The 25,873-nt window shown below is 25.6% G+C and carries 22 protein-coding genes, 1 tRNA gene, 1 rRNA gene and 1 riboswitch; of the genes, 4 read left to right on the forward strand and 20 right to left on the reverse strand.

What is annotated here, in order from left to right:
* Window positions 1-300: 300 nt before the first annotated feature.
* Window positions 301-2,166: an LTA synthase family protein gene (locus BUA70_RS11435; protein ID WP_072897445.1), complete on the forward strand. Its 1,866-nt coding sequence runs from the start codon at window positions 301-303 to the stop codon at window positions 2,164-2,166.
* 191 nt (window positions 2,167-2,357) lie between these two features.
* Window positions 2,358-3,092, forward strand: a complete 735-nt coding sequence (locus BUA70_RS11440) for an NAD-dependent protein deacylase (RefSeq protein WP_072897447.1) — start codon at window positions 2,358-2,360, stop codon at window positions 3,090-3,092.
* Window positions 3,093-3,228: 136 nt separating this feature from the next.
* Here the strand turns inward: BUA70_RS11440 and BUA70_RS11445 are convergent, their stop codons facing one another.
* From BUA70_RS11445 to BUA70_RS11455, 3 genes are all read right to left on the reverse strand, one after another.
* Window positions 3,229-3,777: a hypothetical protein gene (locus BUA70_RS11445; protein WP_072897449.1), complete on the reverse strand. Its 549-nt coding sequence runs from the start codon at window positions 3,775-3,777 to the stop codon at window positions 3,229-3,231.
* Window positions 3,778-3,876: 99 nt separating this feature from the next.
* Window positions 3,877-4,587: an ABC transporter ATP-binding protein gene (locus BUA70_RS11450; protein WP_111944858.1), complete on the reverse strand. Its 711-nt coding sequence runs from the start codon at window positions 4,585-4,587 to the stop codon at window positions 3,877-3,879.
* 23 nt (window positions 4,588-4,610) lie between these two features.
* On the reverse strand, window positions 4,611-7,139 hold the full coding sequence (locus BUA70_RS11455; protein ID WP_072897452.1) for an ABC transporter permease: 2,529 nt from the start codon (window positions 7,137-7,139) through the stop codon (window positions 4,611-4,613).
* An 81-nt stretch (window positions 7,140-7,220) separates the two neighbouring features.
* Between BUA70_RS11455 and BUA70_RS11460 the strand changes: the two genes are divergently transcribed.
* Both BUA70_RS11460 and BUA70_RS11465 read left to right on the forward strand, forming a co-directional pair.
* Window positions 7,221-7,661 (forward strand): hypothetical protein, encoded by a 441-nt coding sequence (locus tag BUA70_RS11460; protein ID WP_072897454.1) that lies wholly within the window; start codon window positions 7,221-7,223, stop codon window positions 7,659-7,661.
* 165 nt (window positions 7,662-7,826) lie between these two features.
* On the forward strand, window positions 7,827-8,144 hold the full coding sequence (locus tag BUA70_RS11465; protein WP_072897456.1) for a thioredoxin family protein: 318 nt from the start codon (window positions 7,827-7,829) through the stop codon (window positions 8,142-8,144).
* A gap of 666 nt (window positions 8,145-8,810) precedes the next feature.
* On the opposite strand, the gene BUA70_RS11475 is transcribed toward BUA70_RS11465, so the two are convergent.
* The 17 genes from BUA70_RS11475 to rrf form a co-directional block, all read right to left on the reverse strand.
* On the reverse strand, window positions 8,811-10,271 hold the full coding sequence (locus BUA70_RS11475) for an amino acid permease (RefSeq protein WP_072897461.1): 1,461 nt from the start codon (window positions 10,269-10,271) through the stop codon (window positions 8,811-8,813).
* A 280-nt stretch (window positions 10,272-10,551) separates the two neighbouring features.
* A riboswitch (Lysine riboswitch) is annotated at window positions 10,552-10,728 on the reverse strand.
* A gap of 309 nt (window positions 10,729-11,037) precedes the next feature.
* Window positions 11,038-11,577: a GNAT family N-acetyltransferase gene (locus tag BUA70_RS11480; RefSeq protein ID WP_072897462.1), complete on the reverse strand. Its 540-nt coding sequence runs from the start codon at window positions 11,575-11,577 to the stop codon at window positions 11,038-11,040.
* Window positions 11,578-12,016: 439 nt separating this feature from the next.
* Window positions 12,017-12,757: a GNAT family N-acetyltransferase gene (locus tag BUA70_RS11485; RefSeq protein ID WP_072897463.1), complete on the reverse strand. Its 741-nt coding sequence runs from the start codon at window positions 12,755-12,757 to the stop codon at window positions 12,017-12,019.
* 107 nt (window positions 12,758-12,864) lie between these two features.
* The gene (locus BUA70_RS11490) at window positions 12,865-13,944 is read right to left on the reverse strand and encodes a type I restriction endonuclease (protein ID WP_072897464.1); all 1,080 of its coding nucleotides are present in this window, start codon (window positions 13,942-13,944) and stop codon (window positions 12,865-12,867) included.
* A gap of 267 nt (window positions 13,945-14,211) precedes the next feature.
* A complete protein-coding gene (locus BUA70_RS11495; protein ID WP_072897465.1) occupies window positions 14,212-14,424 on the reverse strand; it encodes a helix-turn-helix transcriptional regulator in 213 nt (70 codons plus the stop codon).
* Between the two features lies 1 nt (window position 14,425).
* Window positions 14,426-14,818, reverse strand: coding sequence for a hypothetical protein (locus BUA70_RS11500; protein ID WP_072897466.1), 393 nt, complete (start codon window positions 14,816-14,818; stop codon window positions 14,426-14,428).
* Window positions 14,819-15,089: 271 nt separating this feature from the next.
* A complete protein-coding gene (locus BUA70_RS13235; protein ID WP_242977353.1) occupies window positions 15,090-15,377 on the reverse strand; it encodes a PH domain-containing protein in 288 nt (95 codons plus the stop codon).
* Window positions 15,378-15,509: 132 nt separating this feature from the next.
* On the reverse strand, window positions 15,510-15,638 hold the full coding sequence (locus tag BUA70_RS13320; protein WP_278337215.1) for a hypothetical protein: 129 nt from the start codon (window positions 15,636-15,638) through the stop codon (window positions 15,510-15,512).
* Between the two features lie 282 nt (window positions 15,639-15,920).
* Entirely contained in the window at window positions 15,921-17,477 is a 1,557-nt protein-coding gene (locus BUA70_RS11510; RefSeq protein WP_072897467.1) for an ABC-F family ATP-binding cassette domain-containing protein, read from the reverse strand.
* Window positions 17,478-17,786: 309 nt separating this feature from the next.
* Window positions 17,787-18,701, reverse strand: a complete 915-nt coding sequence (locus tag BUA70_RS11515; protein ID WP_072897468.1) for a CPBP family intramembrane glutamic endopeptidase — start codon at window positions 18,699-18,701, stop codon at window positions 17,787-17,789.
* Between the two features lie 245 nt (window positions 18,702-18,946).
* Entirely contained in the window at window positions 18,947-20,176 is a 1,230-nt protein-coding gene (locus BUA70_RS11520) for a competence/damage-inducible protein A (protein WP_072897469.1), read from the reverse strand.
* Window positions 20,177-20,672: 496 nt separating this feature from the next.
* Window positions 20,673-21,284 carry a histidine phosphatase family protein gene (locus tag BUA70_RS11525; protein WP_072897471.1) on the reverse strand — a complete coding sequence of 204 codons (612 nt, stop codon included), beginning with the start codon at window positions 21,282-21,284 and terminating at the stop codon, window positions 20,673-20,675.
* A gap of 134 nt (window positions 21,285-21,418) precedes the next feature.
* The gene (locus tag BUA70_RS11530; RefSeq protein ID WP_072897473.1) at window positions 21,419-22,369 is read right to left on the reverse strand and encodes an ROK family protein; all 951 of its coding nucleotides are present in this window, start codon (window positions 22,367-22,369) and stop codon (window positions 21,419-21,421) included.
* 117 nt (window positions 22,370-22,486) lie between these two features.
* A complete protein-coding gene (locus tag BUA70_RS11535) occupies window positions 22,487-22,723 on the reverse strand; it encodes a hypothetical protein (RefSeq protein ID WP_072897475.1) in 237 nt (78 codons plus the stop codon).
* Between the two features lie 325 nt (window positions 22,724-23,048).
* The gene (gene fusA, locus BUA70_RS11540; protein ID WP_072897477.1) at window positions 23,049-25,148 is read right to left on the reverse strand and encodes an elongation factor G; all 2,100 of its coding nucleotides are present in this window, start codon (window positions 25,146-25,148) and stop codon (window positions 23,049-23,051) included.
* A gap of 526 nt (window positions 25,149-25,674) precedes the next feature.
* Window positions 25,675-25,749: transfer RNA gene (locus BUA70_RS11545), tRNA-Asn, on the reverse strand.
* Between the two features lie 29 nt (window positions 25,750-25,778).
* A 5S ribosomal RNA gene (gene rrf, locus BUA70_RS11550) occupies window positions 25,779-25,873 on the reverse strand; the annotation flags it as partial.

A 25,873-nucleotide genomic window follows, 5' to 3' on the forward strand; every position in this document is an offset into this window, starting at 1 on the left:
TTTAAAAAGTTTAATCTTTACTCATATAAAAGAATTGCTGGTTTAAAAAAATCTTAAAAGATTTTGTAAGTTTCTCTCTGTTTAATTTTCAAAGATCTCATCGCCTTGTGACGACAAAAAATATAATATCATAATAAATAATATATTGTCAACATTTTTTTTATTTTTTACAAAAAAAATCTTAAATTATCTTTATATAAACTTTTTCTATTAACATCTTTGAATTATATGTATTATTGTTATAGAATATAAGGTGTTATGGCATAATTTTACTTTTTATATGATAAGGGGACTATTTAAATGCTTAAGACTAATTTTTTTAAAATAAACAAAATAAAACTTAAATCTTTTTCTATTTTTATACTATTTGTAATAATTTTATTTTTTAAAGATTTACTATTTTCTTGTATTGTTAATAATAAAGACTTCATTAGACCTAGTCTTTATAACTTACTATATACAATAACTAATAATAAAGTTATGCTTTTATTTCATAATTTACCTTTAATTTTAATACTTTCTTTTGGCCTTTTAATAAATAAAAAACCATATATTTATTACATAGTTATAGACTTTTTATTTTCTTCATTACTGCTATTAGATTTATGGGCAATAAGAAGTCACGGAAATTTTTTAACTTTTAATTTTATTACAAAAGATTATAAAGTAATACAAAATTCAATATCATCTACAACATTTATTAAAGGTTCTGATATATTCTTTGTTTTAGATTTTTTAATAATAATTTTTATATTTATTTTTATTAAATATAAAAATATAAAGCCTAATTTTACTAATTGTAAATTAACTATGGTTATTATTGTTATTGTATCATCTTTATCTCTTTTAAAAATAATTGATATGGATAAAAATAAAAAATTGTCTTTTCAGATAAACGGTTCTTATTGGGAACCTTATAGTATTGTATATGAAACATCACCTTTAGTTTTTCATATAATAGATATTAAAAATAAAATAACTACACCTAAAAGACAGTTGTCGGTAAATAATGATGAAATAATAACTAACTGGTTAATAAAGAACAAAGAAAATATTGTAGATAACCAATTTAAAGGAATATTTTTAAATAAAAATTTAATAATAATGCAAATAGAAGCTTTTGAAAGTTTTCCTATAGGTCAAAAAATAGGAAACGAAGAAATTACTCCAAATATTAATAAATTACTTGGAGAAAGTTTTAATTTCCCAAATATATATGACCAAACTAATGGTGGAGTTAGCTCTGATGCAGATTTACTTATAAATACATCAATATTTCCCATAAGGCATAAATCAACTTTTATAGACTATGGAGATACAACTTATAATTCATTACCTAAACTTCTTGAGAATTTAGATTATGAAACATTAATGTTACATGGAGAGCATGGTGGAAACTGGCACTTTAAAGTTTCTGATAGTTATATAGGCTTTGATAAGGTTCTTGATTTAAACAGCTTTGAAATACCACCTAACTTTACTAGCTATTATGGAAATACTACTGATAGTTTAATACTGAATACTTTTATATCAAAAATTAAAACAATGTCACAACCTTTTTTTGGACATGTTGTTACACTAGATTCACATGCTCATTTTCAATATATACCTGCTGAAGAATATAAATTAAATCTTCCAGAGGATTTGGCACAATCTTATTTAGGTAGTTATCTACAATGTATAAACTACGTGGATACGCAAATAGGTGAATTTATAAAGAGTCTTAAAGAAAATAATCTTTATGATAACTCTGTATTAGTTATAACGGGAGATCATGGTGGATATAAGAAGTATTGTTCTGATGAATTAGCATATCGTCTTGAACAATATCCATGGATACAAGATGATATACATCCAAAAGTTCCATTTGTAATACATTCTAAAGGATTAAAAGGCCAAACTTTTGATGTAATAGGTGGACAAATTGATATAATGCCAACATTAGCCTACCTATTTGGTGTTGATAAAGATAAATTTAACACCACGGCTATAGGAAAGATTTTAGTAAATACTAATAGAAACTTTGCCTTACTTAATGGTGGTATTATTATAGGATCTGGAAATGAAGAGGTTATATCTCATTATAAAGAAGCCTTTAATATTAGCGATTTAATAATTAAAACTAATTACTTTAAAAATCGAAAATATGTAAGAGATATTAATTAACATATAATATATAGTATAAAAACAAAAATAAGCTATATTAAATTTAATATAGCTTATTTTTATTGAAAATTAAAAACTATAGAGTAAAAATTGTAAATTTTACTCTATAGTTTTTAATTTATAATAAACTTCCCATTACTGTGATTAATGGTAGGTTATAAACTATGCTATAATTTCAGTGAGGTGGTTTTATGGAAATTCAAGATTTAAAAAAAATAATTAAAGAAAATAATAATATAGTTTTCTTTGGTGGTGCCGGCGTTTCAACAGAATCAAATATTCCAGATTTCCGTTCAGCCAATGGATTATATAATAAAAAAAGTGGTATAAAATATTCTCCTGAAGAAATGCTAAGCCATAGTTTTTATTTATCTCATATGGAGGATTTTTATAAGTTCTATAGAAAAAATATGATATATACAGAAGCTAAACCTAATGCAGCTCATTTTGCTCTGAGTAAACTAGAGAAATTAGGAAAATTAAAAGCTATAATAACTCAAAATATTGATGGCTTACATCAGCTAGCTGGTAGTAAGAATGTTCTTGAATTACATGGATCTATACATAGAAACTATTGTACAAAATGCGGTGCATTTTATCCTTTAGAATATATAACTTCCTCCAAAACCAATATACCTTATTGCGAGAAATGTGGTGGAGTTGTAAAGCCTGATGTTGTTTTATACGAGGAAGGCCTAAATGAAAAGGTAATTGGTTCTTCATTAAAATACATTTCAGAAGCACATATTTTAATTGTAGGTGGAACATCTTTAGTTGTATACCCTGCTGCTGGTATGATTAGATACTTTAGAGGTAAAAAACTAGTCTTAATAAATAAATCTAAAACCCAATATGATGATATGGCTGATTTAGTTATTAATGACTCTATAGGTACCATATTATCAGAATGTGTTAAAGATTTATAACTGATGTTTTTATTTACATATTAATTTCTTTATAAAATATATAATTATAAAAAAGGTTTTTCTCAAAACTGAGAAAAACCTTTTTACATACAGACTATATATAAATTAAAATATAGTAAAAGTCTTTATTATTATATTACTTTTTCTTTTTCTTATTGCTTTTCTTCTTTACCTTGCTTTTATCAAAATCATTTTCATGATTCTTATAAAACTTTTTAAAAGAAAATATACCATAAAATAACCCTATAATAATACCAACAAATATACCTGCAAAAATATCTAAAACAAGTTCTGAAATTTTCTTATTGTATATGTTAGCTAAACTTAATACACTTATTAAATTTACAACTATAGATACCCAAATAACTCCATTTAAAATATAAAAGAATTTAAATTTCTTTTTATTTACTTCTTCATCTGAATATAGCATAAAATTTAAGTTTTTTTCTATTGTGCAATTACAATAAGTTAAGATTGCTGATAAAATCAACGGTATCAATAAATCATAAATCAAATGCTTTGGAACTGATACTTTTAAACTATGATTTATATCTGTAACAATATTAAAAAATGCGGCTATAAAAATAAAAAATATAGAAAATTTAATAAAATTACTCATATAATATTGAGAAAATGACTGTTTTTTTATTTCTCTCCATTTTTCAATATTTATCATTAAAAACATATATACACCTACTTTGAAGTTATTATCTTTTAGAATTTCATAAGATAAAATAAATTCTAAAAATGCAATAAGTACATTTTATCATATATAAAATTGTAATTATATATCTATAAAATTATTATTTAAAACTTTCTCACTATTTACAATAACACCATCTTTTAAGAATAATATATCTGTTCCGTAATCTGCAGATTCTCTAGAGTGGGTTACATTAACTATAGTCATAGATTCTTCTTTATTGATTCTTTGAAATAATTTCATAATTTCTGTTCCTGTTTTAGAATCTAAATTACCAATAGGCTCATCAGCAAAAATAATATCTGGATTATTAATTAAAGCTCTTGCAATAGCTACTCTTTGCTGTTGTCCTCCTGATAATTCTCTTGGTGTAGATTTTCTTTTATGAGAAAGCTCTATTATATCTAATATTTTATTTAAATCTTCTTTATGATGCCTTGGATTACCTCCATCTAATAAAATAGGAAGTAATATATTATCTTCTACTGTTAGATTTTGCACAAGATTATAAAATTGAAATACAAAACCCATTTCTCTTCTTCTAAGTTTACTTATATTTTTATCACTAAGGGTGCTTATATTTTTCCCAAGAAGAAGTATTTCCCCCTTTGTTGGAGAATCTAATCCTCCCATAAGATATAACAAAGTGCTTTTTCCACACCCCGATGGCCCCATTATAGATAAAAATTGTCCTCTTAAAACCTCTAAAGATATATTATTTAAAACTGTAACCTCTTCACTACCTGCTTTAAAACTTTTATATAAATTTTTAACCTCAATTATTTTATCAATATTATCCATAAAATTCTCACACCTTATTCATATTTAATTTCTTTAACTACTGAAATCTTAGATGATTTAAACATAGGCACAAAAGATGCTATAACAACAAGAATTACTCCTAATATAAAGAGCATAAGCATTTGTTCCTTTGGAATTTTTATTTTTAAATAGGTATCTAAAGATAATGTTATCTCTGGTACAAATGATGTAACTCCAATACCAGATAAAACTCCAATTAAACTTCCTACAATTCCTATAGTAAATCCTTCTACAAATATCATTTTCATTCTTTGAGTTTTACTCATCCCGATAGATGCAAGTACTGCCATTTCTCTTTTTCTTTGAATAAAACTTACCATAAGATTATTCATTATACCCAAACCACCAATTACTAAAGCCATAATTGAAAAACTTTCAAGAGATTTCATAAGCCCCACATTGTTTTCAATTTCCGCTTTCTCAATTTGACTTTTTTGTTTTACAACTACAGGATAGTCCTCAAAATCATTTCTTAAATATTTAGCTAATTCATCTTCAGATAAATTGTTTCCCTTTACTAATATTTCTGTAGGTACTGATTTTCCAAAATCCTTTTTAAAATTTTCTTCTGATATTATACAGTTTCTTTTATTAGCACTTATAGGTGATGATAAAAAACCTATTATTTCATAAGGATAATAATTATCATCAATATCTATATTTACTTTATCTCCTACTTTATATTTATACTTTTTTTGAAAAATATCTGCCATAATTATATAATTACCTTTATTTAATTTTCCTAATATTTCTTTTGAGTTTATAGAAGAAGATTCTTTATCATAAATTTCTTCATCAGAAAAAAACTTAAGATATTTATTACCATCTACTCCTTCAAGTATTCCAATTTCCATAGGAATATTATCAATCTTTATATTATAACTTATATAATCATTAGTAAAATCAGATATTTCTTTTCCCTTTAAATCTTCTAATTTATTATCTATATATTTTTTATCAAAAGAACTAATAGAAGTTATTGCTACATCATAATTAGCTCCACTATAAGATTTTACAATTATATTTTTAACACTATAAGAAGCTATATAAATTGCAGCAACTGCTGCTAAAGCACAGCATAAAAGTACTCCATTATTAGCTAAACTTTTAGAGCTCCCTACATTTTCTAACCCTAAGACACCTTCATTACCAAATAATATTCTATAAAATCCTTTTAAAACTTTAGATAATATCTTTAAAATAGATGGAACTATAATAGCTATACCTATTAAAAATAAAAATGCACAAAGTAAAGTTAAAATAAAGCTTCCTGAATTTTTGAAAACTCCTATATAATAAAAAGGAAAAATAATAAATGCTATTCCAATAATCCATAAAATAGGGTGCTGCTTTCCACTAGATTTATACTCTCCAAGTATAATTTCTTTTACTGGAACTTTACTAACTTCTATTATTGGTATTATAGAGCTTACTAAACATAATATTATAGCTATCACCATAGCTAATATCATATTTGTTAAACTAAAATTAATTGCTGTTTTTATGCCTAAATCTTTAAATTGATTTGAAGAATCACTTAAAAGATAAAGCATTGGCACTCCTAAAAATCCCCCTATTATAGATCCTATAATTCCATAAATTAAACTCTCTAACATTAATAGTCCATCTGTTGAAAACTTAGTAGCACCTATACTTCTAAAAGTTCCTATTACTCCCATTCTCTCAATAACTATCACCTTAAAAGATGAATATATTATAAAAGCAGCCATAAGCACAACAACAGCTAGCATAATATAAAATGGAATAGTAAATTGTTTAACCATATCATCTAAGGTTTCATCATTTATGGTTTCCTTAACAGAATAATCTTTTAAATAAGTTTCTCCTATATCTTCTATTTCCTTTTTATTACCTTCTGTATTTATTAAATAAGATGTAATTAAAGGTTTCCTTGAAAGTTCTTCTGATAATCCTTCATTACTCATAACTAAAGTTATTTCTCCTGGTTTTTCACCAAAGAATCCTTTTGGTATAGCAATAGCTTCTATTTTTAAAGGAATATCCTTTCCTTCTATTTTTATATTAAAAGTATCTCCTCTTTTAAAATTAAATTCCTCTGAAAAACTTTTAGAAACTATAACTTTATTACCATTAATATTATTAAAATCAAAATTCTTACTATTGTTCTCTAAATATATTGGATTTATATCATTAATTTTTTCAACATCAGATGCTATAATATTAACTTTTTTAATATTATTGTCATCTTTAAATACTCCACTGCCGTTAAATATAGCCACTTTATTTTTAGAAGAAATAAATTTATCTATTTTTTCAGAATCTATAAATGAATCTTTTGAATCTTCTTTAGCACTTATAATTAAGTCTCCATTTCCAAATTCCATTCTATTTTTTTCTATAACCATATTTTTAAAATTATCTGAAGTTCCTAAAGATGCGAAAGTCATAGCTGTAGCAATTGCTATTGCTAATATTATCAAAATACTTCTTAATTTCTTTTCTAAAATATTTTTAAATAAAAAAGTAAATAATATCCTCATTAAATAATTACACCTCCTTAGTAATTATTAAAGTTGCTAATAAATATACTATAAATATATAAAATATTAGGAGTGATCTCTTTGACTTTATTTTTATTTATTATAATTTTATTGTTACTATTTATAGGTGCTTCCCTATATCTATATTTTGATAAAAAATTAGCTTCAACAAGACAACAACTACTATTTACCTCTCGTAAATATAAAGATTTAAATGATAAATTTAATAGTGATAGTAAATCTCAAAATAACATCTATATAAAATACAGTAATCCTACTAGCGAAACTGGAATAACAAATGATAATGTTTTAGTATTATTGGCACCATTTCATAAAGCTCCATTAGTGAATGAAATAAAAAAAAGTTTAGAAGTTATAATCTTAGATCAAGCCGATGTTAATAACCAAAGTTGGTATTATATTGCCCTACCTATCCATACTAATATTAATTCTAAAGGTTGGATAAAAAAAACTGATTTTAATATAATATTAGATAATAGTTCTTCTATTATAAGAAAATAAATTTAATACTAAAAATAATATAATTTATTATCTTAACTATATAATAAATTATAATATACAAAATTTATTTTAAATATAAGGATACTATACTTTAAATAAATTTTACATATAGATAAGATAAATATATACTTATAAATTAAGGATATATTGTAAGGAAGTGGTTTTATGCAATTAAATAACTTAAAAGAAGTAGACTCTTTTATTAACTCTAATAAAATATGCTTTTTATATTTTAATAAAGAAAACTCTGGATGCTGTGTTTGTAACGTTCTTTACACTAAATTATTAGATCTTCAAAAGACAAACAAAGATGTAAAAGTAGGTCTTATTTTAGATAAACCAGATATTTTTAATTATTTCAATGTTTATTCAACACCTTTTACTATAATGTTTGTAGAAGGAAAAGAGGTTTTAAAAGAAGGTGCTTATCTTAGCATAGATGAAGTAAAGTCTATTTTAGAAAGGCTTACTTCATTGATGTAAATATTAGCTATACTTTGAAAAATACCTTTTCAATTTTAATGTTAAATTTATCTTTTTATATTAAGTCTATAAATTTTACCTAATTTTAATTAAAGGTATTGATATAGTAAAAAAATAATTTATAATTAAAATTAATAAGAGATCTTTTATTTTAAAATATCAAAATATTACTTAAGATTTTTAGAAGTAATTTTTGATATTATTTTTTTATCATCCTATTAAACGTTTACAAAGAATCTAGAGGAGCTGATTTACTATGATAATTAAAAATATTTTTTCAATATGTTTTACTATAATAGGGATTATAACCTTACTTTATAGCTTAAAAAATAGATCCACTATACATCTTATTTGCAAATCTGATTTTATAATAAGCAACGAAAAAGCTCTTATTAAAATTCAAAATATAACCTCCTATTTAATCTCATCATTTATAATTACCTTAGGTCTCTTAGATTCATTATTTAAAATAAAAGTTTATTTTTTATCTATAATTATAATATTTATATATTTTATTGGATTATTAGCTGCTCAAAAATGTATAATAAAAAAATGTTAAAGTATTTAAAATCATTTATAAAAAACGAGCTGCTTAAAATAAAAACTTAATTTCTATTTTAAGACAGCTCATATTTATTTTATAATTAAATTATATAAAATATTTCCTTATGCAATGCTTGAATCTTTATCTTCATTATTACTTTCTTCACTATAATCTAAATCTATTTCATCTAATTTTAATATTTTAGTTTTATTTTTTATTTTATATCCAAAATATAATATTAAAAATAATGGTAATCCTATATAAGCTGCAATCATGCCTTTCCAGTCTACTCCATTATCATTAATATATCCATAGCCTTGTCCTAATATAATAATAGCACACATTAATAAAGCTATTATTGGTCCTATTGGGAAAAACTTAGCTTTATATTTTATATTCTTTAAATCTCTTCCTTGAGCTACATATGCCTTTCTAAATCTATAATGACATATTGCAATTCCTACCCAAGCAATAAATCCAGCAAGTCCTGATGCTGCTACTAGCCAAACATAAACTGTACTTTCTGCAAATATTCCTGTTAAAAAACAAGCTGAAGCTATGATCGTAGTTAGTATAACTGCATTAATTGGAACACCTCTTGAATTTAATTTACCAAAAACTTTAGGTGCCATTCCTTCTTTGGCCATTGAATATAACATTCTACTTGAAGCATACATACCTGAGTTACCAGCTGATAAAACAGATGTAAGTATAACAACATTCATAAGAGAAGCTGCTGTTGCTATCCCTGCCTTTTCAAAAACCATTGTAAAAGCACTTTCATTTACTCCTGCCTCTGCAAAAGGTATAACTGCACCAATAACTATAATTGTACCTATATAAAATATTAATATTCTCCAAAATATAGTATTTATAGCTTTTGGAATTGTTTTTTCTGGATTTTCACTTTCTCCAGCTGCAATTCCTACAAGTTCAGTACCTTGGAATGAAAAACCTGCTATTAAAAAGATGGCAAATATTGATTTCATACCCCCAATAAATGGTCCACCATTACTATGAAAGTTTTTAAATCCTAACTTTTCTCCTCCCATAATACCAAGTATTGTAGCTACACCTATTAATAAAAATACAATAACTGTTATAACCTTTATACTTGCAAACCAGTACTCTGATTCTCCATAAGCCTTTGATGATAAAATATTTAATCCTATTATTATTGCTAAAAATAATATACTCCAAAATATTGATTTAACATCTGGAAACCAATATTTCATAATTAACGCTCCAGCAACCATCTCTGCTGCTATTGTAATAGCCCAGTTGTACCAATAGTTCCATCCAAGAGCAAATCCTAAAGCTGGATCTACAAACTTTGTAGCATATGTACCAAATGAACCTGATACAGGCATGTAAGTTGCCATTTCTCCTAAACTTGTAATTAAAAAGTATACCATAACTCCAATTAATCCATAAGCAACTAAAGCTCCTCCAGGACCAGCTTGATGTATGGTATCTCCCATAGCTAGAAATATTCCAGTACCTATGGCACCTCCCATGGCAATCATATTTAGATGCCTTGCCTTTAGACCTCTTTTTAGTTGTTGATTTTCACTATCACTCATCTTTTTTCCTCCTTATGGGCACTTTATTATTTTTAATAAAGACGCTCGAAATAATATTTCCCATAAGCAACTAACCAAGATATTAAAAATAATATAATTTATATTACTTTTATATTTTTAATAAAGCTATAAATTTAAAATCTGATTTATATAATAAAACTTTATTATTATTATTTGCAGATTGTAAGATTTTATAAGTATTTTAAAATAAAAAAAAGTGCTATGGAGCTTCATCCATAACACAGAAGAGTATTAACAAGGTTAACACGTTTCTTACATACTGAATAATAGCCCTCCATAGGTATAAAACCTATGACAGTATTACACATATTTTGCGTAATCCCAGCAAATAGTATTAAAGCATTTACTATAAGCTTCGGCAAAATTTCCTTTCATATTACTTCACTGTGCTTAACTCTGTAATATTACTCTTAAATTTCGCGCCTCTATCTTAGTTATTTACTTTTTACACTGTTAATTATTTACTAAAATTTTAAAATAGTCAATATGTTTACGAAAATTTTTATTATTAATTTTAAATTTATTTACAATTTATTAACCTTTTGTAGAAATTTATATTAAATAAAAACAAAATGTCGTAAAGACAAATAAAAAGCACGCTAAATTTAGCGTGCTTTTTCTCAATGAACTGTTCATAGTTAGTGAAGTGCTTTAACAGTTAAATATAATAACACATATTTATGAATTTTGGTAGGGTGTTTTTATATTTATTATTATTTTTCTTTATCTACCTAATATTTTTAACTTAATCTTTAGCATAATATCTATTTCTATCAATTGAATATACTAAATGTTCCATTTCCTTATTATCATATATTCTTATATATTTATATATTACCTGGAGATTTAATCTTTCGACTACCTTCTGAGAGCTTTTGTTGCAAGTTCTTATCTGTGCAATTACACTCTTGGCATTTAAATTCTTAAATGTATAGTCTATACAACCTTTAACTCCTTCAGTTGCATATCCCTTACCCCAAAAATTTTTATTTAATATATATGCTACTCCTATAAAAGATTTATTATTTATTATCTCGATTAAAGGTCCCATCACACCAACTACTTCATTATATTTCTTATCTATAGCTAAAAAATAACTATATCCATCTCTTTTATATCCTTTTAAATTTTCTTCAATCCAATTGCTAACCTCTTCATCAGAAAAAGTTTTCTCCCAAGCATACATTACTTCACTATCTTGAAGAATATTTGCAATATCTAAATAATCATCATTAGAAATCTTTCTTAAAATTAACCTCTCTGTTTCTATAATTATATTATTCATAATACCCCCAGCTATATTAAAATAAAATCATAGTAAATTTATAAAAATAGTTCTAAATTTTAAATGCATATAGAAATATAAAGTATATTTCTATATGCATTAGTACTTTTATCTTAATTTCTATTATTAGTTTTACAAATTAATTATATCAAAAAGTATTTAATTTCATATAAATATTTTAATATTTCCACCATTATTTATATTATCTAAAACCATATAGTTATTTATATTCAAATTCTTTAATTGCTTTTTATGTTCATCCCTTAAAGAATAATCATATTTATTTAGCATTATACTTGTCCTATATGATTCTATCAAAAAAGTCACATCTATTTTTTTTATTTAATAATGAAAAAAGTTAGCTGTTACACTAACTCTTTTTCTATAAATGTACTCTATACAATTTATTTATCTACCTTTAATATATTATGAGAATTTATTATATAGACATTTTCTTTCTAACTTTTAATTCAGCAAATGCAGGATAAAATCCAGCTCCTATAGCAACTCTTTGTGAAATTATATGAGATTCTATAGTGCCATAAAAAGGTATTATACCTCTTTTTAATATTTCCTCTTTTAAAACTCTAACAATATTTTTGCCAACACCTCTTCCCTCTGCCACTGGTAAAACATTAATTCCAATTTGCCACATTGTTTCACAATCCTTACTTGCTCCAGCTATAGCAATGATATCATTATTGTCATCCAAAGCAGCAACTGCTAATATATCTGGATAATTACTATTAAAAGCAAAAGCTTCATCAAATCTATCATCACCATTAAATTGCTTAATATCCTCTTTCTCATACAATCTTATATTATTATTTATTTCTATATTTTCTTTATTTTCATTTGGTAAATAATAATGGTGTGTATTATCTATTTCATATCCAAATTCATTTAACTTATTATCAATTTTCCTTAATACAGAATATAAATACATCCATTCTCCTGGTATATCGCTTAAATTTTCAATACACCACTTTTTAATACTTTCATCAGCACATATTATAGTCTTCCCACCAAATATAAGAATTTTTAAAAATTCTTTTTCATCACTATATCTTCTGCTTCCTTCTATTAATTTTATATCTGTAACTAAATTATTTTTACAATCGAAATCTTTAACATTACAATTATAATCCTTAGATAATTGTTCTTTTACCTTAACCAACATATCTCTTATAATAATATCTCATTCCCCTCTAATATATACTTTTAATAATTATATATAAATAATTTAATATATGAAACAAAATATTATTTTTTAAATAAGTTATATATCTATTCAATATATTTTTTTAAAGAGTCTATTAATTCAATTTTATAATTATAAATATCAGTTATTGAATTAATGTAATATCGTATACCTAGTTTATTTTCATCAGATATTATAATAGATTTTTTTACAGCATTAAAACACAATCTACAAATCCACTTCCTAGTATTATTTTTATATAAAACTCCACAATATCTTTCAACATCCTTAATGGTAATATCCTCTGGGTCTATAACTTCACTTAATATACTTCTGACTATATTAAAACCTTCTAATTCCTCTTCTGTAGTAACTATATTATTTTCAACGTTTTCATTCGAATCTGATTCATTTTCTTCAGAAGATAAATCTTCTTTTTCTTTCTCTAGTTCCTCATTGTTATTTAATATTGACTTTAACTTTTCATTCATAAAATCACTTATAAATTGTTGAAATGATTTTTTTACAATAGGTCTAAATTTCTCTATAACATTTTGAGTTTTAATTCCTTGATAAAAATCATTAATTAAAAATCTAACAAAATCATCTGTTGGATTATTTAATTGATTATTAAGTTGGCTTTTTACTAAATTGCTATATTTTAGTTCTGATGCAGTATTAAATATAGTATCTATATCAAAGGTATCTTTTGAAAATTTCTTTAATTCTTGAACTTGAATATCATTTAAGTCATATATATTTATTTCTAAAAATGGAGTATCATCCATTTTATTACTTTCCTCTAAATCAGTAAAAAATTTATAAATAATACCATTAGTTAAAATTGCAAACCTAGATTCAGTTACTGAAAAATATCTAAATAACTGAGCATCATGTTTAGTAAGTGTATCATTTACACCTTTACACTCAACTAATATTATAGGCTTACCATCTTTCATTATTGCATAGTCAACTTTTTCTCCTTTCTTTATACCAAAATCAGCAGTAAATTCAGGTACAAATTCCATAGGATTAAATACATCATAGCCTAATAAAGAAAAGAACGGCATTATTAAAGCGGTCTTTGTTGCCTCTTCAGTTAATAAAGTACTTTTTATTATTTCTGCTCTTTTAGAAAATTGTTTTAGTTTATCACAAAAATCCATTTTAACCTCCAACACTTAATTACACTTAATTCTAATATATATTATTCAATAATTATTTAAATATGAAAAAAAACAAATTACTGCTATTCTATTTATTTTAATAAATAATATTAAATATCATTTGATTTATATCAATCTTATTATTTCTTAATATATTATAGTTTTTTCTTATTATTATTTTTAAATAATAAAATGAGCTATCACACATAGAAATACTACTCCTATTATGAGACAGCTTATTTTTATAGAAATATTTATTATTTCATTTTATTCATCATCTTCTATAAATTCAAATACTTCCTCTACTGATTTTCCAAAAATTTTAGCAATATCCATTCCTAATTTTAAAGAAGGATTATAACGTTCATTTTCTAAATGCACTATAGTTTCTCTTCTTACACCTACTAACTTTGCCAGTTGTTCTTGTTTCATATTAGATTCTCTACGTAATTCTCGAACTTTAGTTTTTAATTTTGACATATTAAGCACCAGCTTTTTCATAAAAAATAAAGAAAATAAACTCAAAAATATTAACTCCACCTAATACAAAAGGCAATATTATTCTTAAATTAACTAGCCATTCACTTTTTACAATGGCTACTAATGTTAAAATAGAAATTCCTAAAGATAAAATTCTATACGCTGTTGATCTAGCTTTAATCTTATTGTATTCTGACATTTCATCATCTGGTTCTGATTTTATTAAATAAGGAATAAAAATTGAAGCTGCACCAACTAGTAATATAGCACTTGCTAGTATTAATAAAGTTTTATTAGGTGTAAAAAGCTGCACAATTCCCATACCAATCCAAATTAGTCCAAATAATCCATTATCAAATATGGATTTTTCTCTTAAAGTTAATTCTCTTTTCATATAACTACTCTCCGTTATGTATTTATAATATTTGTTATGTATTTATAACTTATGTTATAATTATATAACATTATTATTTGTTTATCAATGATTGTTTTGTAAATACTTTATACACTGGAAAAATATTTATATAGTATTATTAAGATAAATTATCTTATAGACTTAATAATTTTTTTCTTTGCATCAAATTCTTCTGTTAATACACTCATATCCAATAATTGTTTATATTTAAATAACTCATCTGCAACCTATGTATTATTTATTACCTTAGTTACCTTAATATTCTTAGCTTACTTATATGATTCTTTTCTTTATTAACTGTATTAACAAAGAAACTTACCGTTGTTTTAGATATATTTTCTATTGTTCTTGTAGTTGCTCCATGTGTAATAGATATCTTTTCAAGCAACATTACAATTGGATGATATATACTGTTAATTTTATCTAATGGAATATCTATTAATTTTAATCCGTAAATCATGCCTTTGTCTAACATTAAAACACGCTTATTCGTGCAGACTATGAGCCAAGTATTCCTATCTATTAAACCACTTGTCATAGCTTTAATTTTTTCATCTACTCCAAGCACATTTGGTAATTCTAAAATTTCTTTTATAGTTCCCCAATCATCTTTACATAGTAAAGAATCTATTTCATTCTGAATATCGCTAACACTTTTTCTGCTAACTTTTTATTCTTTTACACTATAATTCTCCTGTAAATATGCTAAAGCTTTTTCACCATTTTTTAATTTATTGTTATATACTAAGTTTATAACTTTATTACCTACAAAATTTGTATTACTACATTCGTTATACATGTAGATCTACAAAATAATTTCACTGCTTGTATATCAGTCAGTAATATTTTTTTATCTTCATATATAACTTTATCTTCTAATAGAGTCCAATGTTTTTGCAATATAGCTTTAAAATCTAAATTCATATTGTTTCACTCTTATGTTAAAAATACTTATTTATATAAAATTAATTTTATTATAAATTTATCATTTTTCCATCTTATAGATAAAAAAGAGTATCAACAATAATTCTAATTATTGATACTCTTTTAAAAGCATTATTTAATTAATTTATTATATGGATTACACTATCTTAGTTGTCCATTCCTCACAATTCCAAACATCTGTTACAACATCTCTATAGAATTCTGGTTCGTGGCAAACTAAAAGTATTGTTCCTTTGTATTCTTTTAATGCTCTTTTTAATTCATCTTTAGCATCTACATCTAAGTGGTTTGTAGGCTCATCAAGAATTAGTATATTAGTATCTTTATTTATAAGCTTACATAATCTTACCTTAGCCTGTTCTCCTCCACTTAATACGCAAATTTTGCTTTCTATTAGCTTAGTTGTTAATCCACATTTAGCTAAAGCTGATCTTACTTCATATTGAGTGTATGAAGGGAACTCTTCCCATACCTCTTCAATACAGCTTTTATAGTTGGCTTCTTTTATTTCTTGCTCAAAGTAACCCATTTCTAAATAGTCACCTAGCTCAACTTCTCCACTTATTGGTTTTATTTGTCCAAGTAAGCTTTTTAAAAGTGTTGATTTACCAAGACCATTTGCTCCAACTAAAGCTATTTTTTGTCCTCTTTCCATTCTTAAGTTAAGAGGTTTTGAAAGTGGAGAATCATATCCTATAACTAAATCTCTAGTTTCAAAAATCATCTTTCCTGATGTTCTACCTTGCTTAAAGTTAAAAGTTGGCTTTGGCTTTTCTGCTGCAAGTTCTATTATATCCATCTTATCTAATTTCTTTTGTCTAGCTCTTGCCATACCTGTTGTTGCAACTCTTGCTTTATTTCTAGCAATAAAGTCTTCTAACTTTGCAATTTCTTGCTGTTGTCTTTCATAAGCAGCTTGAACTTGCTTTTTATTTGCTTCATATATTCTCATGAAGTTATCATAATCTCCTACGTATCTTGTAAGAGTTCTATTTTCTACGTGATAAATTAAGTTTATAACACTATTTAAAAATGGTATATCGTGAGATATTAATATAAATGCATTTTCATAGTTTTGTAAGTATCTTTTTAACCATTCTATATGCTCTTCATCTAAGTAGTTTGTAGGCTCATCTAATAAAAGTATATCAGGATTTTCTAGAAGTAATTTTGCTAATAATACCTTTGTTCTTTGTCCTCCACTTAGGTCAGTAACATCTTTATCTAGTCCAATATCTCTTAATCCTAATCCACCAGCAACTTCTTCTACCTTTGCATCTATCATATAGAATCCATTGTTATCTAATAAATCTTGTATAGTTCCCATGTCTTCTAATAATTTTTCAAGCTCTTCTGGTGATGCATCAGCCATTTTATCAGTTATTTCAAGCATTTCTTTCTCTAAATCAAATAAATATTTAAAAGCATCTCTTAAAACATCTCTTATAGTTTGACCTTTAGTAAGCTCTGCATGCTGATCCATATATCCAACTCTTACTCTATTACTCCATTGAATGCTACCTTCATCTGGCATAAGTTTTCCTGTTATTATGTTCATAAAAGTAGACTTACCTTCACCATTAGCACCAATAAGACCTACGTGCTCTCCTTTTAACAATCTAAAGGATACATCTTCAAATATGGCCCTATCTCCAAAGCCATGATTCATATTTTTAACTGTTAGTATACTCATTTTTCATCTCCCTTTGTAAGATTAATTTATTATTTTAAAGCTATTATTTATTTCGTATATAAAAATTTTTCAAATAAATTTATTATAAATTATACTTTAAAGTTACACAATATAATAAAATATGGTTTTAAAAAATTTATTAAATTATATTTTATTTTAAAATTGCTTTTAATTTAGTTCTTAAAATTGTTTTTATTTTATAAAAAAATTACAATAATCACTGCACAATGATTATTGTAATTTAAATAACTAGTAGCTGTCAAAAATAAATAGTAAATATTTTTATATTATATAATTTCTGTTTAAAACTTATATAAAAATTGTCATATAAAGAAAATAAACTATTATAGATAGTATAAATGAAATATCAAAAATTCTATCTTTTACATTTTCCTCTTCTCTATAATAAGTATCTACTACCCCTCTTTTATTAGCTAATTTTTTTAGTTTCTTAATTGCTATAAATATAAAGAAAGTAAATAAAATAGCAATTACTGCCCAAAAAGCTCCAATTCCAACTTTCATCCAAATAGGAAAATTTAATATAGTATTTGATGCTTCAATAATACTATCTGTTGATACTGTTCCTGATAATTTTTGTATCGTAACTTGAAGTCCATTAATAGTAAAGTGAGCTATTGATGCAACAAATATACTATTACTTGTCCTTACCATATAAGCAAATACTCCACCTAATAGGGCAGTATATAAGAATTGACTTGTTGTTAAATGAAACATTCCAAACATAAACCCAATAACTATCGCTGCTTTTATTTTACTTTTCTTATCATAACCTTTTAAGATTATTCCTCTTAAAGTTATTTCTTCTGTTATAGCAGGCATTACAGCTACAGCTAAAAGAAGTATTATATAAGGAGCAGAACTCATCTCATTCATAACTATAGCTGTATCATTTCTAAAGAAAAAAGATGTTATAGTTGATAAAAATATTAAAATTGGTTGACTTAATATACCTATAAGTACAGCTAAAGCTCCTTCGTTAAAGCTTATAGGATTTAATCTTAAAGTATCTTTTACAGATTCTTTGGTAACTATAAAATATATAATTGCTGGAATTATAAAAATAATTATATGATTTAAAACTAATGCTCCAATAAGCGGTAATTTTAAGTTTAAAAATATAGGAGCTAAAATCATTGGTCCTAAAATTTCTAATAATAATATTATTAGAAAGTAGGTATTTGCCCTAAGAACTTTATTCATTATATCCCTCCTTTTATTTAAGTTTAAAATTTTTATCTATATAAATATAATTACATAAATAATTAAAATAAAATACCAATAATAGATTTAATTTTGAATAAAGATTTTTTTATTGGTAATAATAAAAATAGAAGGTAAAACTTCTTACGAAATCGCCTCTCCCCCATTTTATTTATATATAAAAGAATCCTCTTATGGTGTGATTTTATTCATACTATAAGAGGATTTGCTTTTTTATAATCATTTTAAATCTCTCTTCTTAGCCAATCTAAAATATTCATAACAGTTCTTATTCTTATTTTTTGTCTATCACCTTGAAGGTTAAGCTTTTTAACCCTTACTTCTCCATTTATAGATAATCCAATATACACTAATCCTACTGGTTTTTCTTTTGTTCCTCCATCAGGTCCGGCTAAGCCAGTAGTTGAAAGACCTATATTAGTTTCTGATGTTTTGGCAATTCCTAAAGCCATCTCCCTTGCAGTTTCTTCACTTACTGCACCATATTTATCTAAAGTTTCTTTCTTTACACCTAACCTTTTAATCTTAGCTTCATTAGAATAAGTTACTGCACCTTCTAAAAAAACTTTAGATATTCCTGGGTAATTTATAAGAGTAGATGCTAACATACCACCAGTACAGGATTCTGCTGTAGATATAGTTAAGTTTTTAGAAATTAACTTTTTAGCTACAACCTCTTCTAAAGTGGTATCTTCTCCTTCTCCATATATATTATCTCCAAGTCTTTCTCTTATTTCTTTTTCCACTGGTTCAATTATTTTTAAGGCAGTATTTTTATCCTTTGCCTTTGCTGTTATTCTTAATGTTACATCCTTATCTTTAGCATAAGGAGCTATAGTTGGATTACTTTGATTATCTATTAAGTCTTCTATCTTTTCTGCCATATACCCTTCTCCAATGCCAAAAATTCTTAATACCTTTGATACTAAAACCTCATTAGTAAACTTATTTAAATATGGCATAACATAATTTTTAAACATAGGTTTCATTTCCCTTGGAGGTCCAGGTAAAATTATTATTATTTTGTTTTCTTCTTCTATTATGGCTCCTGGTGCTGTTCCATTAGGGTTAGGTAAAACTATAGATCCTTTTGGAAAATACGCTTGCTTTTTATTGCCACCTTTTAATTCTCTACCATTTTTCTTAAAATAACTTTCTATGTACTTTAAAGATTCTTCATCTAAAATTAATTCTCTATTAAAATATTTAGAAGCCATTTCCTTGGTTAAATCATCTTTCGTTGGCCCAAGGCCTCCTGTAGTTATTATAATGTCTGCTCTCTTAAAGCCTTCTTTAAAAGCCTCTAAAACTCTTTCCTCATTATCTCCTATAACAGATTGGTGATACACATCTATACCATTATCAGCTAACTGCTTTGATAAATATTGTGCATTAGTATTTACAATATCTCCTAATAGGATTTCTGTTCCTATTGCAATTATTTCTGCTTTCATACTACCACTCCTAATAATTTATCTTAATATATATTTTAACATAAATATACAATATTGCTTTAAATTAAAACTTTACATTTTATTTTAAATTAATATTTTAATTTATGTTATATTGTTACATAAAAAAATTTTATAATACTTATTGAAATTTTTAATTATAGTACTTTAATTTTATAAAATAAAAAATATTTTTATTTTATAATTTTTCTTTAAGATTAATTTATCTATAAAATCAAACTGCCTACTAAAAATAAGGACTTCCTTATTAATAGTAGGCATATGTAAAAAATTCTTATGTTTCAACTTATTTTATACCTTTTTTAAGGTGGGTTAGTATAAAATAATTATTATGTTAAAACAAAAGAATTGTTAACTAAAGTATTAATCTCAAATAAATTATTTATTCATAAGTTTATCTTGATTAATATCTCTCGTCCTCGCTAATTATTGTATGTTGTTTAGCATTAATTTATTCCTATAAATAAATTTAAATTTATTATTTTTTATAATGTGAAGTATCATTAACAGACATAAGCTTAATCTTATTATCATCTAACTTTACATGTGTTAAACTAGCTTGTCCAAAAATTACATCTTCATACTCCATTTTTGCTTTCTTCGCAAAGTATGCCATTACGAATTTTAATGTCATTCCATGAGTTACAATTAATATATCCTTATATTTATTATTTTGTATAATCTCATCTAATATATTATGTACTCTTTCAGAAACGTTATTTATTGTTTCTCCACCAAAAGGTTTATATTCTACAGGATTATTATATAAATTATATATCTCATCTTTATATTCTGGATGACTTTCTATTTCTTCTAAAGTCATACCTTCCCAGTTTCCAAAACCCATCTCTCTTAAATCATCTGATTTTATTATTTCTATGTTTTTACTGCCTTTTATAATATTTGCTGTATCATAAGCTCTTTTAAGAGGACTAGCATAAATCACATCAAGATTTATATCTTGTAATCTATCTCTTAATGCTTCTGCTTGCTTTAAACCAAGCTCTGTAAGGTTTGAATTTCTCCACCCTTGCATTCTTTTTTCTGTATTCCATTCTGTTTCTCCATGTCTTGTTATATAAATATTCATAAAAATCCTCCATAATATTTAAAATTATTTTAAGTAATTCTATATTAAATATTATCATTTATTCTTAAATATAAAAATAAAAATTAAGCTATCTCTAAAAGAGATAGCTTAATTTTTATACAAATCCTAAAATTCTATTCTTCACTTTCCATTATTGCTAATGCAACAGCTCCTATAACTCCTGCATCTGTTCCTAATCCAGCAGGTAATATTTTGCAGTTTTCTGCCATTGTTTTGAAGCATCTTGTATTTACAACTTCTCTTACTTTTTCGAAAACTATTTCTCCTGCTTTTGAAACTCCACCACCAATTATTACAGCTTCTGGATCAAAAGTTACTACTGCATTGCTAACACCTATTCCTAGATAATTTAAAGCTTTATCTACTATATCTTTTGCAACCTTATCTCCAGCAGCAGCTTCAACAAAAACTTCATATGATGTTATGTTATCATATTTTTTTAATGAAGTCTCAACATTACTTTCAGCAGCTTCTATTCCTCTTTTACCTATTGCTGTACCTGATGAAAGTGCTTCTAAACAACCAATATTTCCACAATTACATCTTGGTCCATCTGGTAATATTGTTGTATGACCTATTTCTAAAGCGTTGCAAGTAGCTCCTCTATAGATTTTACCATCTAAGATAGCTCCTCCACCAACACCAGTGCTTACTGTAAAGTAAACCATATTTTTACAGCCCTTTCCTGCTCCAAACATAAACTCTCCAATAGCTGCAACATTTGCATCATTATCAAGATAAACAGGTATATCAAATTTTTCTGATAACGGTTTAACTAGGTTAAAGTTTTTGAATGGTAAATTAGGAGTGGAAATTATAACACCTTCTTTTGCATCTAAAGGTCCTGGTGATCCTATTCCTATTGCTTTCACATCATTTAATGTAACTTTTCCCTCTGCAATTACAGTTTCTACAGTTTGAATTATTCTATTTAATACTGGTAATTCTCCCTCTTTGGCTTGTGTAGGTACAGTTGTTTGACTTACAACATTACCCTCTAAATCAGCAAGAACTGTATTTATTTTAGTACCTCCAAGGTCTACTCCTATTACGTAATTTTTCATAGTTTTCCCCCCACATAGTATAACATTTTATAGGATAATCTTCGTACTCTTATAAAATACAGCTTAATTATAGCATAAAAACACCCTTCTAACTATATGGTAATCTTCTAGAAAAACTTACTTATTTTTATATGCATTAATAAAATATTTTCCATTAGAATCATAACCCTCATTTATTATATTAAATCCACTATCCTTTAACATCGAAGAAACTATACTAATATTCTCATTGGAAGAATTATTCATAGATAAATGAAAAGAATCAGTATTGTCAACTATTCCGATATAATCATATATGTTACTATAATCACTTAATCCAATTTCTCCTGTAATCTCCATTTTATAGTCTGACATATAATATACCCCCTAACTTAGAGTTAGAAATTGAAAATTTTATTAGATTTAAATTTTATTAATATTAATTTATCCAAAATATATATCAACTATACGAAAAATATGTATTACAGTAGCTCTTATTTTATATAACACTAATCCTTATATTATATTTATAATTTATTGACATGAATATTGTATTTATAATTTTTTATAATTAATACTGTATTTCTTAATAATTTAATTAAAAATTTATAAAAAAAAAGCTATGAATTTTTAAAAATTAAAACTTTTATATTCATAGCTTTTTATTAAATTTATTTAGGTACTTTTATAAATTAACATTTTATGCATCATGTTTAAGCTCTCTTAAAAGTCTTGTATTCTCTATGATTTTATCTACCTCAGTTAAAGGTACCTCCTCATACCTTACAAAGTCCATAGAGAATTCTCCTCTTGCTTGAGTTAAAGAACGTAAATCTGTGGCATATTTAAATAGTTCTGCTAATGGAGCTTCTGCAATTACCTTTTGAATTCCATCTCCTATAGGTTCCATTCCAATAACTCTTCCACGTCTTTTATTTAAGTCTCCCATTATATCTCCAGTATACTCATCAGGAATTATTATTTCTATATGCATAACTGGTTCTAAAATTATAGGATTTGCTTGACCTAATCCTTTTTTATATGCCAATGATGCTGCAATTTTAAATGCCATTTCTGAAGAATCTACCGGATGATAAGAACCATCATATAAAGTTGCCCTTAATCCTATAACTGGATATCCTGCTAAAACACCCTTATGCATACATTCTTTTAAACCCTTTTCAACTGCCGGTATAAAGTTTCTTGGAACAGCCCCTCCAACTACTCTATCAACAAATTCTAATTCCTCTTCTCCATCACTTCTTGGTTCAAATTTAATCTTAACATCACCATATTGTCCATGCCCTCCAGTTTGTTTCTTATGCTTTCCTTGAACATCTGCACTTCCTTTTATTGTTTCCCTATAAGGTATCTTTGGATCTTTTAGTAAAACATCTGCTCCGAACTTACTTTTTAATTTACTAGCAACTATTTCTAAATGAGTTTCTCCTACTCCAGAAACTATAGTTTCAGCATTTTCTATATCTCTTGAAATTGTAAAAGTAGGATCCTCCTCTAATAATTTATTTAATGCTGATGATATCTTTTCTTCATCACCTTTACTTTTTGGAATTACAGCCATAGATATTACTGGCTTTGGAAAATCTATTGGTAAATATACTATTTCTTTATTAACATCACATAAAGTATCTCCTGTATTAGTATATTGAAGCTTTGCTACAGCTCCTATATCACCTGCTATTATATTTTTAGTTTGTATCTGATGTTTTCCCCTTAAAAAACATAATCCACTTAATTTTTCAGGCTTATTTTTAGATGAATTTATTATAGAAATCTCCGGAGTAAGTTTTCCTGTAACAACTCTAAATATAGATAATTTACCTACAAAAGGATCTGCTATTGTTTTAAAAACAAAAGCTGAAAATTTATCTTTTTCATTTATTTTAACTTCTATTTCTTCTCCTGAAGGCAATTCCTTAGCTCTTTCAGGAATACCATCTGAAGGAGATGGCAAACAATTTATTATATTATCTAATAGAGAATTAATACCAATTAATTCAGTAGAGCTTCCACACATAACTGGAGCTATGTCTCCACTAGCACACCCCTTTATTAATCCACTATATATTTCTTCATCACTTAATTTACCTTCATTGAAATATTTATCTAAAAGATTTTCATCAGTTTCAGCTACTGATTCCATTATCATCTGTTTACATTCTTCTATTTTACTTTCTAAATGAGGTGGTACTTCTATAACTTCTACACGATGGGCCTTCTTATTATAAACAGTTGCTTTTCTAGTAATAATATTTATTACCCCTTTAAAGTTATCTTCACTTCCTATAGGGTATTGTAATGGAACTACACTAATACCAAATCTTGATTTTAAATCACTTAAAACCTTATCAAAATTGGCATTTTCTCTATCAAGTTTATTTACAAAAAAGCATCTTGGTAATTTAATATCACTACAATAATTCCAAGCCTTCTCTGTTCCTACTTGAGATCCTGCTGCTCCACATACTACTATCATAGCTACATCTACTGCACGTAACCCCTGCATCTGTTCTCCTACAAAATCAAAATAGCCTGGCATATCTACAATATTTATCTTATGATCTTTCCATTCAACAGGAGCTATTGCTGTTGACAAGGATATTCTTCTTCTTTTTTCTTCCTGATCAAAGTCTGTTATTGTATTGCCTTCTTCTACTCTTCCTAATCTGTCTGTGGTATTTGTGACATATAATAAAGCTTCTGTTAAAGCTGTTTTTCCACACGAACTATGCCCTATAATACCTATATTTCTTAGACTATTCATTTTGTATTCTTTCATAATTATTGCCATCACTTAAAATAATTAATATTTATAAGCTATGGCTTTCACCCACCTTTCTTTATAAATTAACTTTTAAGCATCATTTTCACTGAACTTAATCAGTTAAAGTCCCCAAATTGATATTTAAGACATTATTTAAAACATCCTAAAATGCTAAAGTCATTATTAATAAGTTTATTCATGGTAAGTAAATATTATTATATGTATATATTTATATTCTCTAATTTAAAGTAAATTCCCTTCTAATTTTATTAAATATTCTGAATATTTTATTATTTAAAAGAAATTTCACTAAATAAATTCTCTAATATTGTAATATTATCAGGTAATTATTAGATATAATAAAGAAATTTATTTAAATAACCCACATAAATTATATTTTTTTAAAGATTTTTGTTGATAAAATTTTATAACTGTTGATTATTTATATAGTATAGGAATGCTAGGCAAGCTTTTAATGAATAGTATTTTTTATTTATAGACAATAAAAAAACACTAGGTAAATCCTAGTGTAATATACAAATGGCTCCGCAGAGAGGATTCGAACCTCCAACCTATCGGTTAACAGCCGAGTGCTCCACCATTGAGCTACTGCGGAATATGTACCTCTTAAAAACTTAAGAGGTTACCTGGCAACCATCTACTCTCCCACTCAGTCGCCCAAGCAGTACCATCGACCGTTTAAATCTTAACCTTCGTGTTCGGTATGGGAACGGGTGTAA

The sequence above is a fragment of the Clostridium fallax genome (assembly GCF_900129365.1).
GTDB classification, from domain to species: domain Bacteria; phylum Bacillota; class Clostridia; order Clostridiales; family Clostridiaceae; genus Clostridium_AH; species Clostridium_AH fallax.

Excerpts from the sequence above, each read along its gene's own strand:
- BUA70_RS11435 (WP_072897445.1), top strand. The coding sequence starts at position 301 with ATGCTTAAGACTAATTTTTTTAAAATAAACAAAATAAAACTTAAATCT.
- BUA70_RS11440 (WP_072897447.1), top strand. The coding sequence starts at position 2,358 with ATGGAAATTCAAGATTTAAAAAAAATAATTAAAGAAAATAATAATATA.
- BUA70_RS11445 (WP_072897449.1), bottom strand. The coding sequence starts at position 3,777 with ATGTTTTTAATGATAAATATTGAAAAATGGAGAGAAATAAAAAAACAG.
- BUA70_RS11455 (WP_072897452.1), bottom strand. The coding sequence starts at position 7,139 with ATGAGGATATTATTTACTTTTTTATTTAAAAATATTTTAGAAAAGAAA.
- BUA70_RS11465 (WP_072897456.1), top strand. The coding sequence starts at position 7,827 with ATGCAATTAAATAACTTAAAAGAAGTAGACTCTTTTATTAACTCTAAT.
- BUA70_RS11475 (WP_072897461.1), bottom strand. The coding sequence starts at position 10,271 with ATGAGTGATAGTGAAAATCAACAACTAAAAAGAGGTCTAAAGGCAAGG.
- BUA70_RS11480 (WP_072897462.1), bottom strand. The coding sequence starts at position 11,577 with ATGAATAATATAATTATAGAAACAGAGAGGTTAATTTTAAGAAAGATT.
- BUA70_RS11485 (WP_072897463.1), bottom strand. The coding sequence starts at position 12,757 with ATGTTGGTTAAGGTAAAAGAACAATTATCTAAGGATTATAATTGTAAT.
- BUA70_RS11490 (WP_072897464.1), bottom strand. The coding sequence starts at position 13,944 with ATGGATTTTTGTGATAAACTAAAACAATTTTCTAAAAGAGCAGAAATA.
- BUA70_RS11495 (WP_072897465.1), bottom strand. The coding sequence starts at position 14,424 with ATGTCAAAATTAAAAACTAAAGTTCGAGAATTACGTAGAGAATCTAAT.
- BUA70_RS11500 (WP_072897466.1), bottom strand. The coding sequence starts at position 14,818 with ATGAAAAGAGAATTAACTTTAAGAGAAAAATCCATATTTGATAATGGA.
- BUA70_RS13235 (WP_242977353.1), bottom strand. The coding sequence starts at position 15,377 with ATGACAAGTGGTTTAATAGATAGGAATACTTGGCTCATAGTCTGCACG.
- BUA70_RS13320 (WP_278337215.1), bottom strand. The coding sequence starts at position 15,638 with ATGTATAACGAATGTAGTAATACAAATTTTGTAGGTAATAAAGTTATA.
- BUA70_RS11510 (WP_072897467.1), bottom strand. The coding sequence starts at position 17,477 with ATGAGTATACTAACAGTTAAAAATATGAATCATGGCTTTGGAGATAGG.
- BUA70_RS11515 (WP_072897468.1), bottom strand. The coding sequence starts at position 18,701 with ATGAATAAAGTTCTTAGGGCAAATACCTACTTTCTAATAATATTATTA.
- BUA70_RS11520 (WP_072897469.1), bottom strand. The coding sequence starts at position 20,176 with ATGAAAGCAGAAATAATTGCAATAGGAACAGAAATCCTATTAGGAGAT.
- BUA70_RS11525 (WP_072897471.1), bottom strand. The coding sequence starts at position 21,284 with ATGAATATTTATATAACAAGACATGGAGAAACAGAATGGAATACAGAA.
- BUA70_RS11530 (WP_072897473.1), bottom strand. The coding sequence starts at position 22,369 with ATGAAAAATTACGTAATAGGAGTAGACCTTGGAGGTACTAAAATAAAT.
- BUA70_RS11535 (WP_072897475.1), bottom strand. The coding sequence starts at position 22,723 with ATGTCAGACTATAAAATGGAGATTACAGGAGAAATTGGATTAAGTGAT.
- fusA (WP_072897477.1), bottom strand. The coding sequence starts at position 25,148 with ATGAAAGAATACAAAATGAATAGTCTAAGAAATATAGGTATTATAGGG.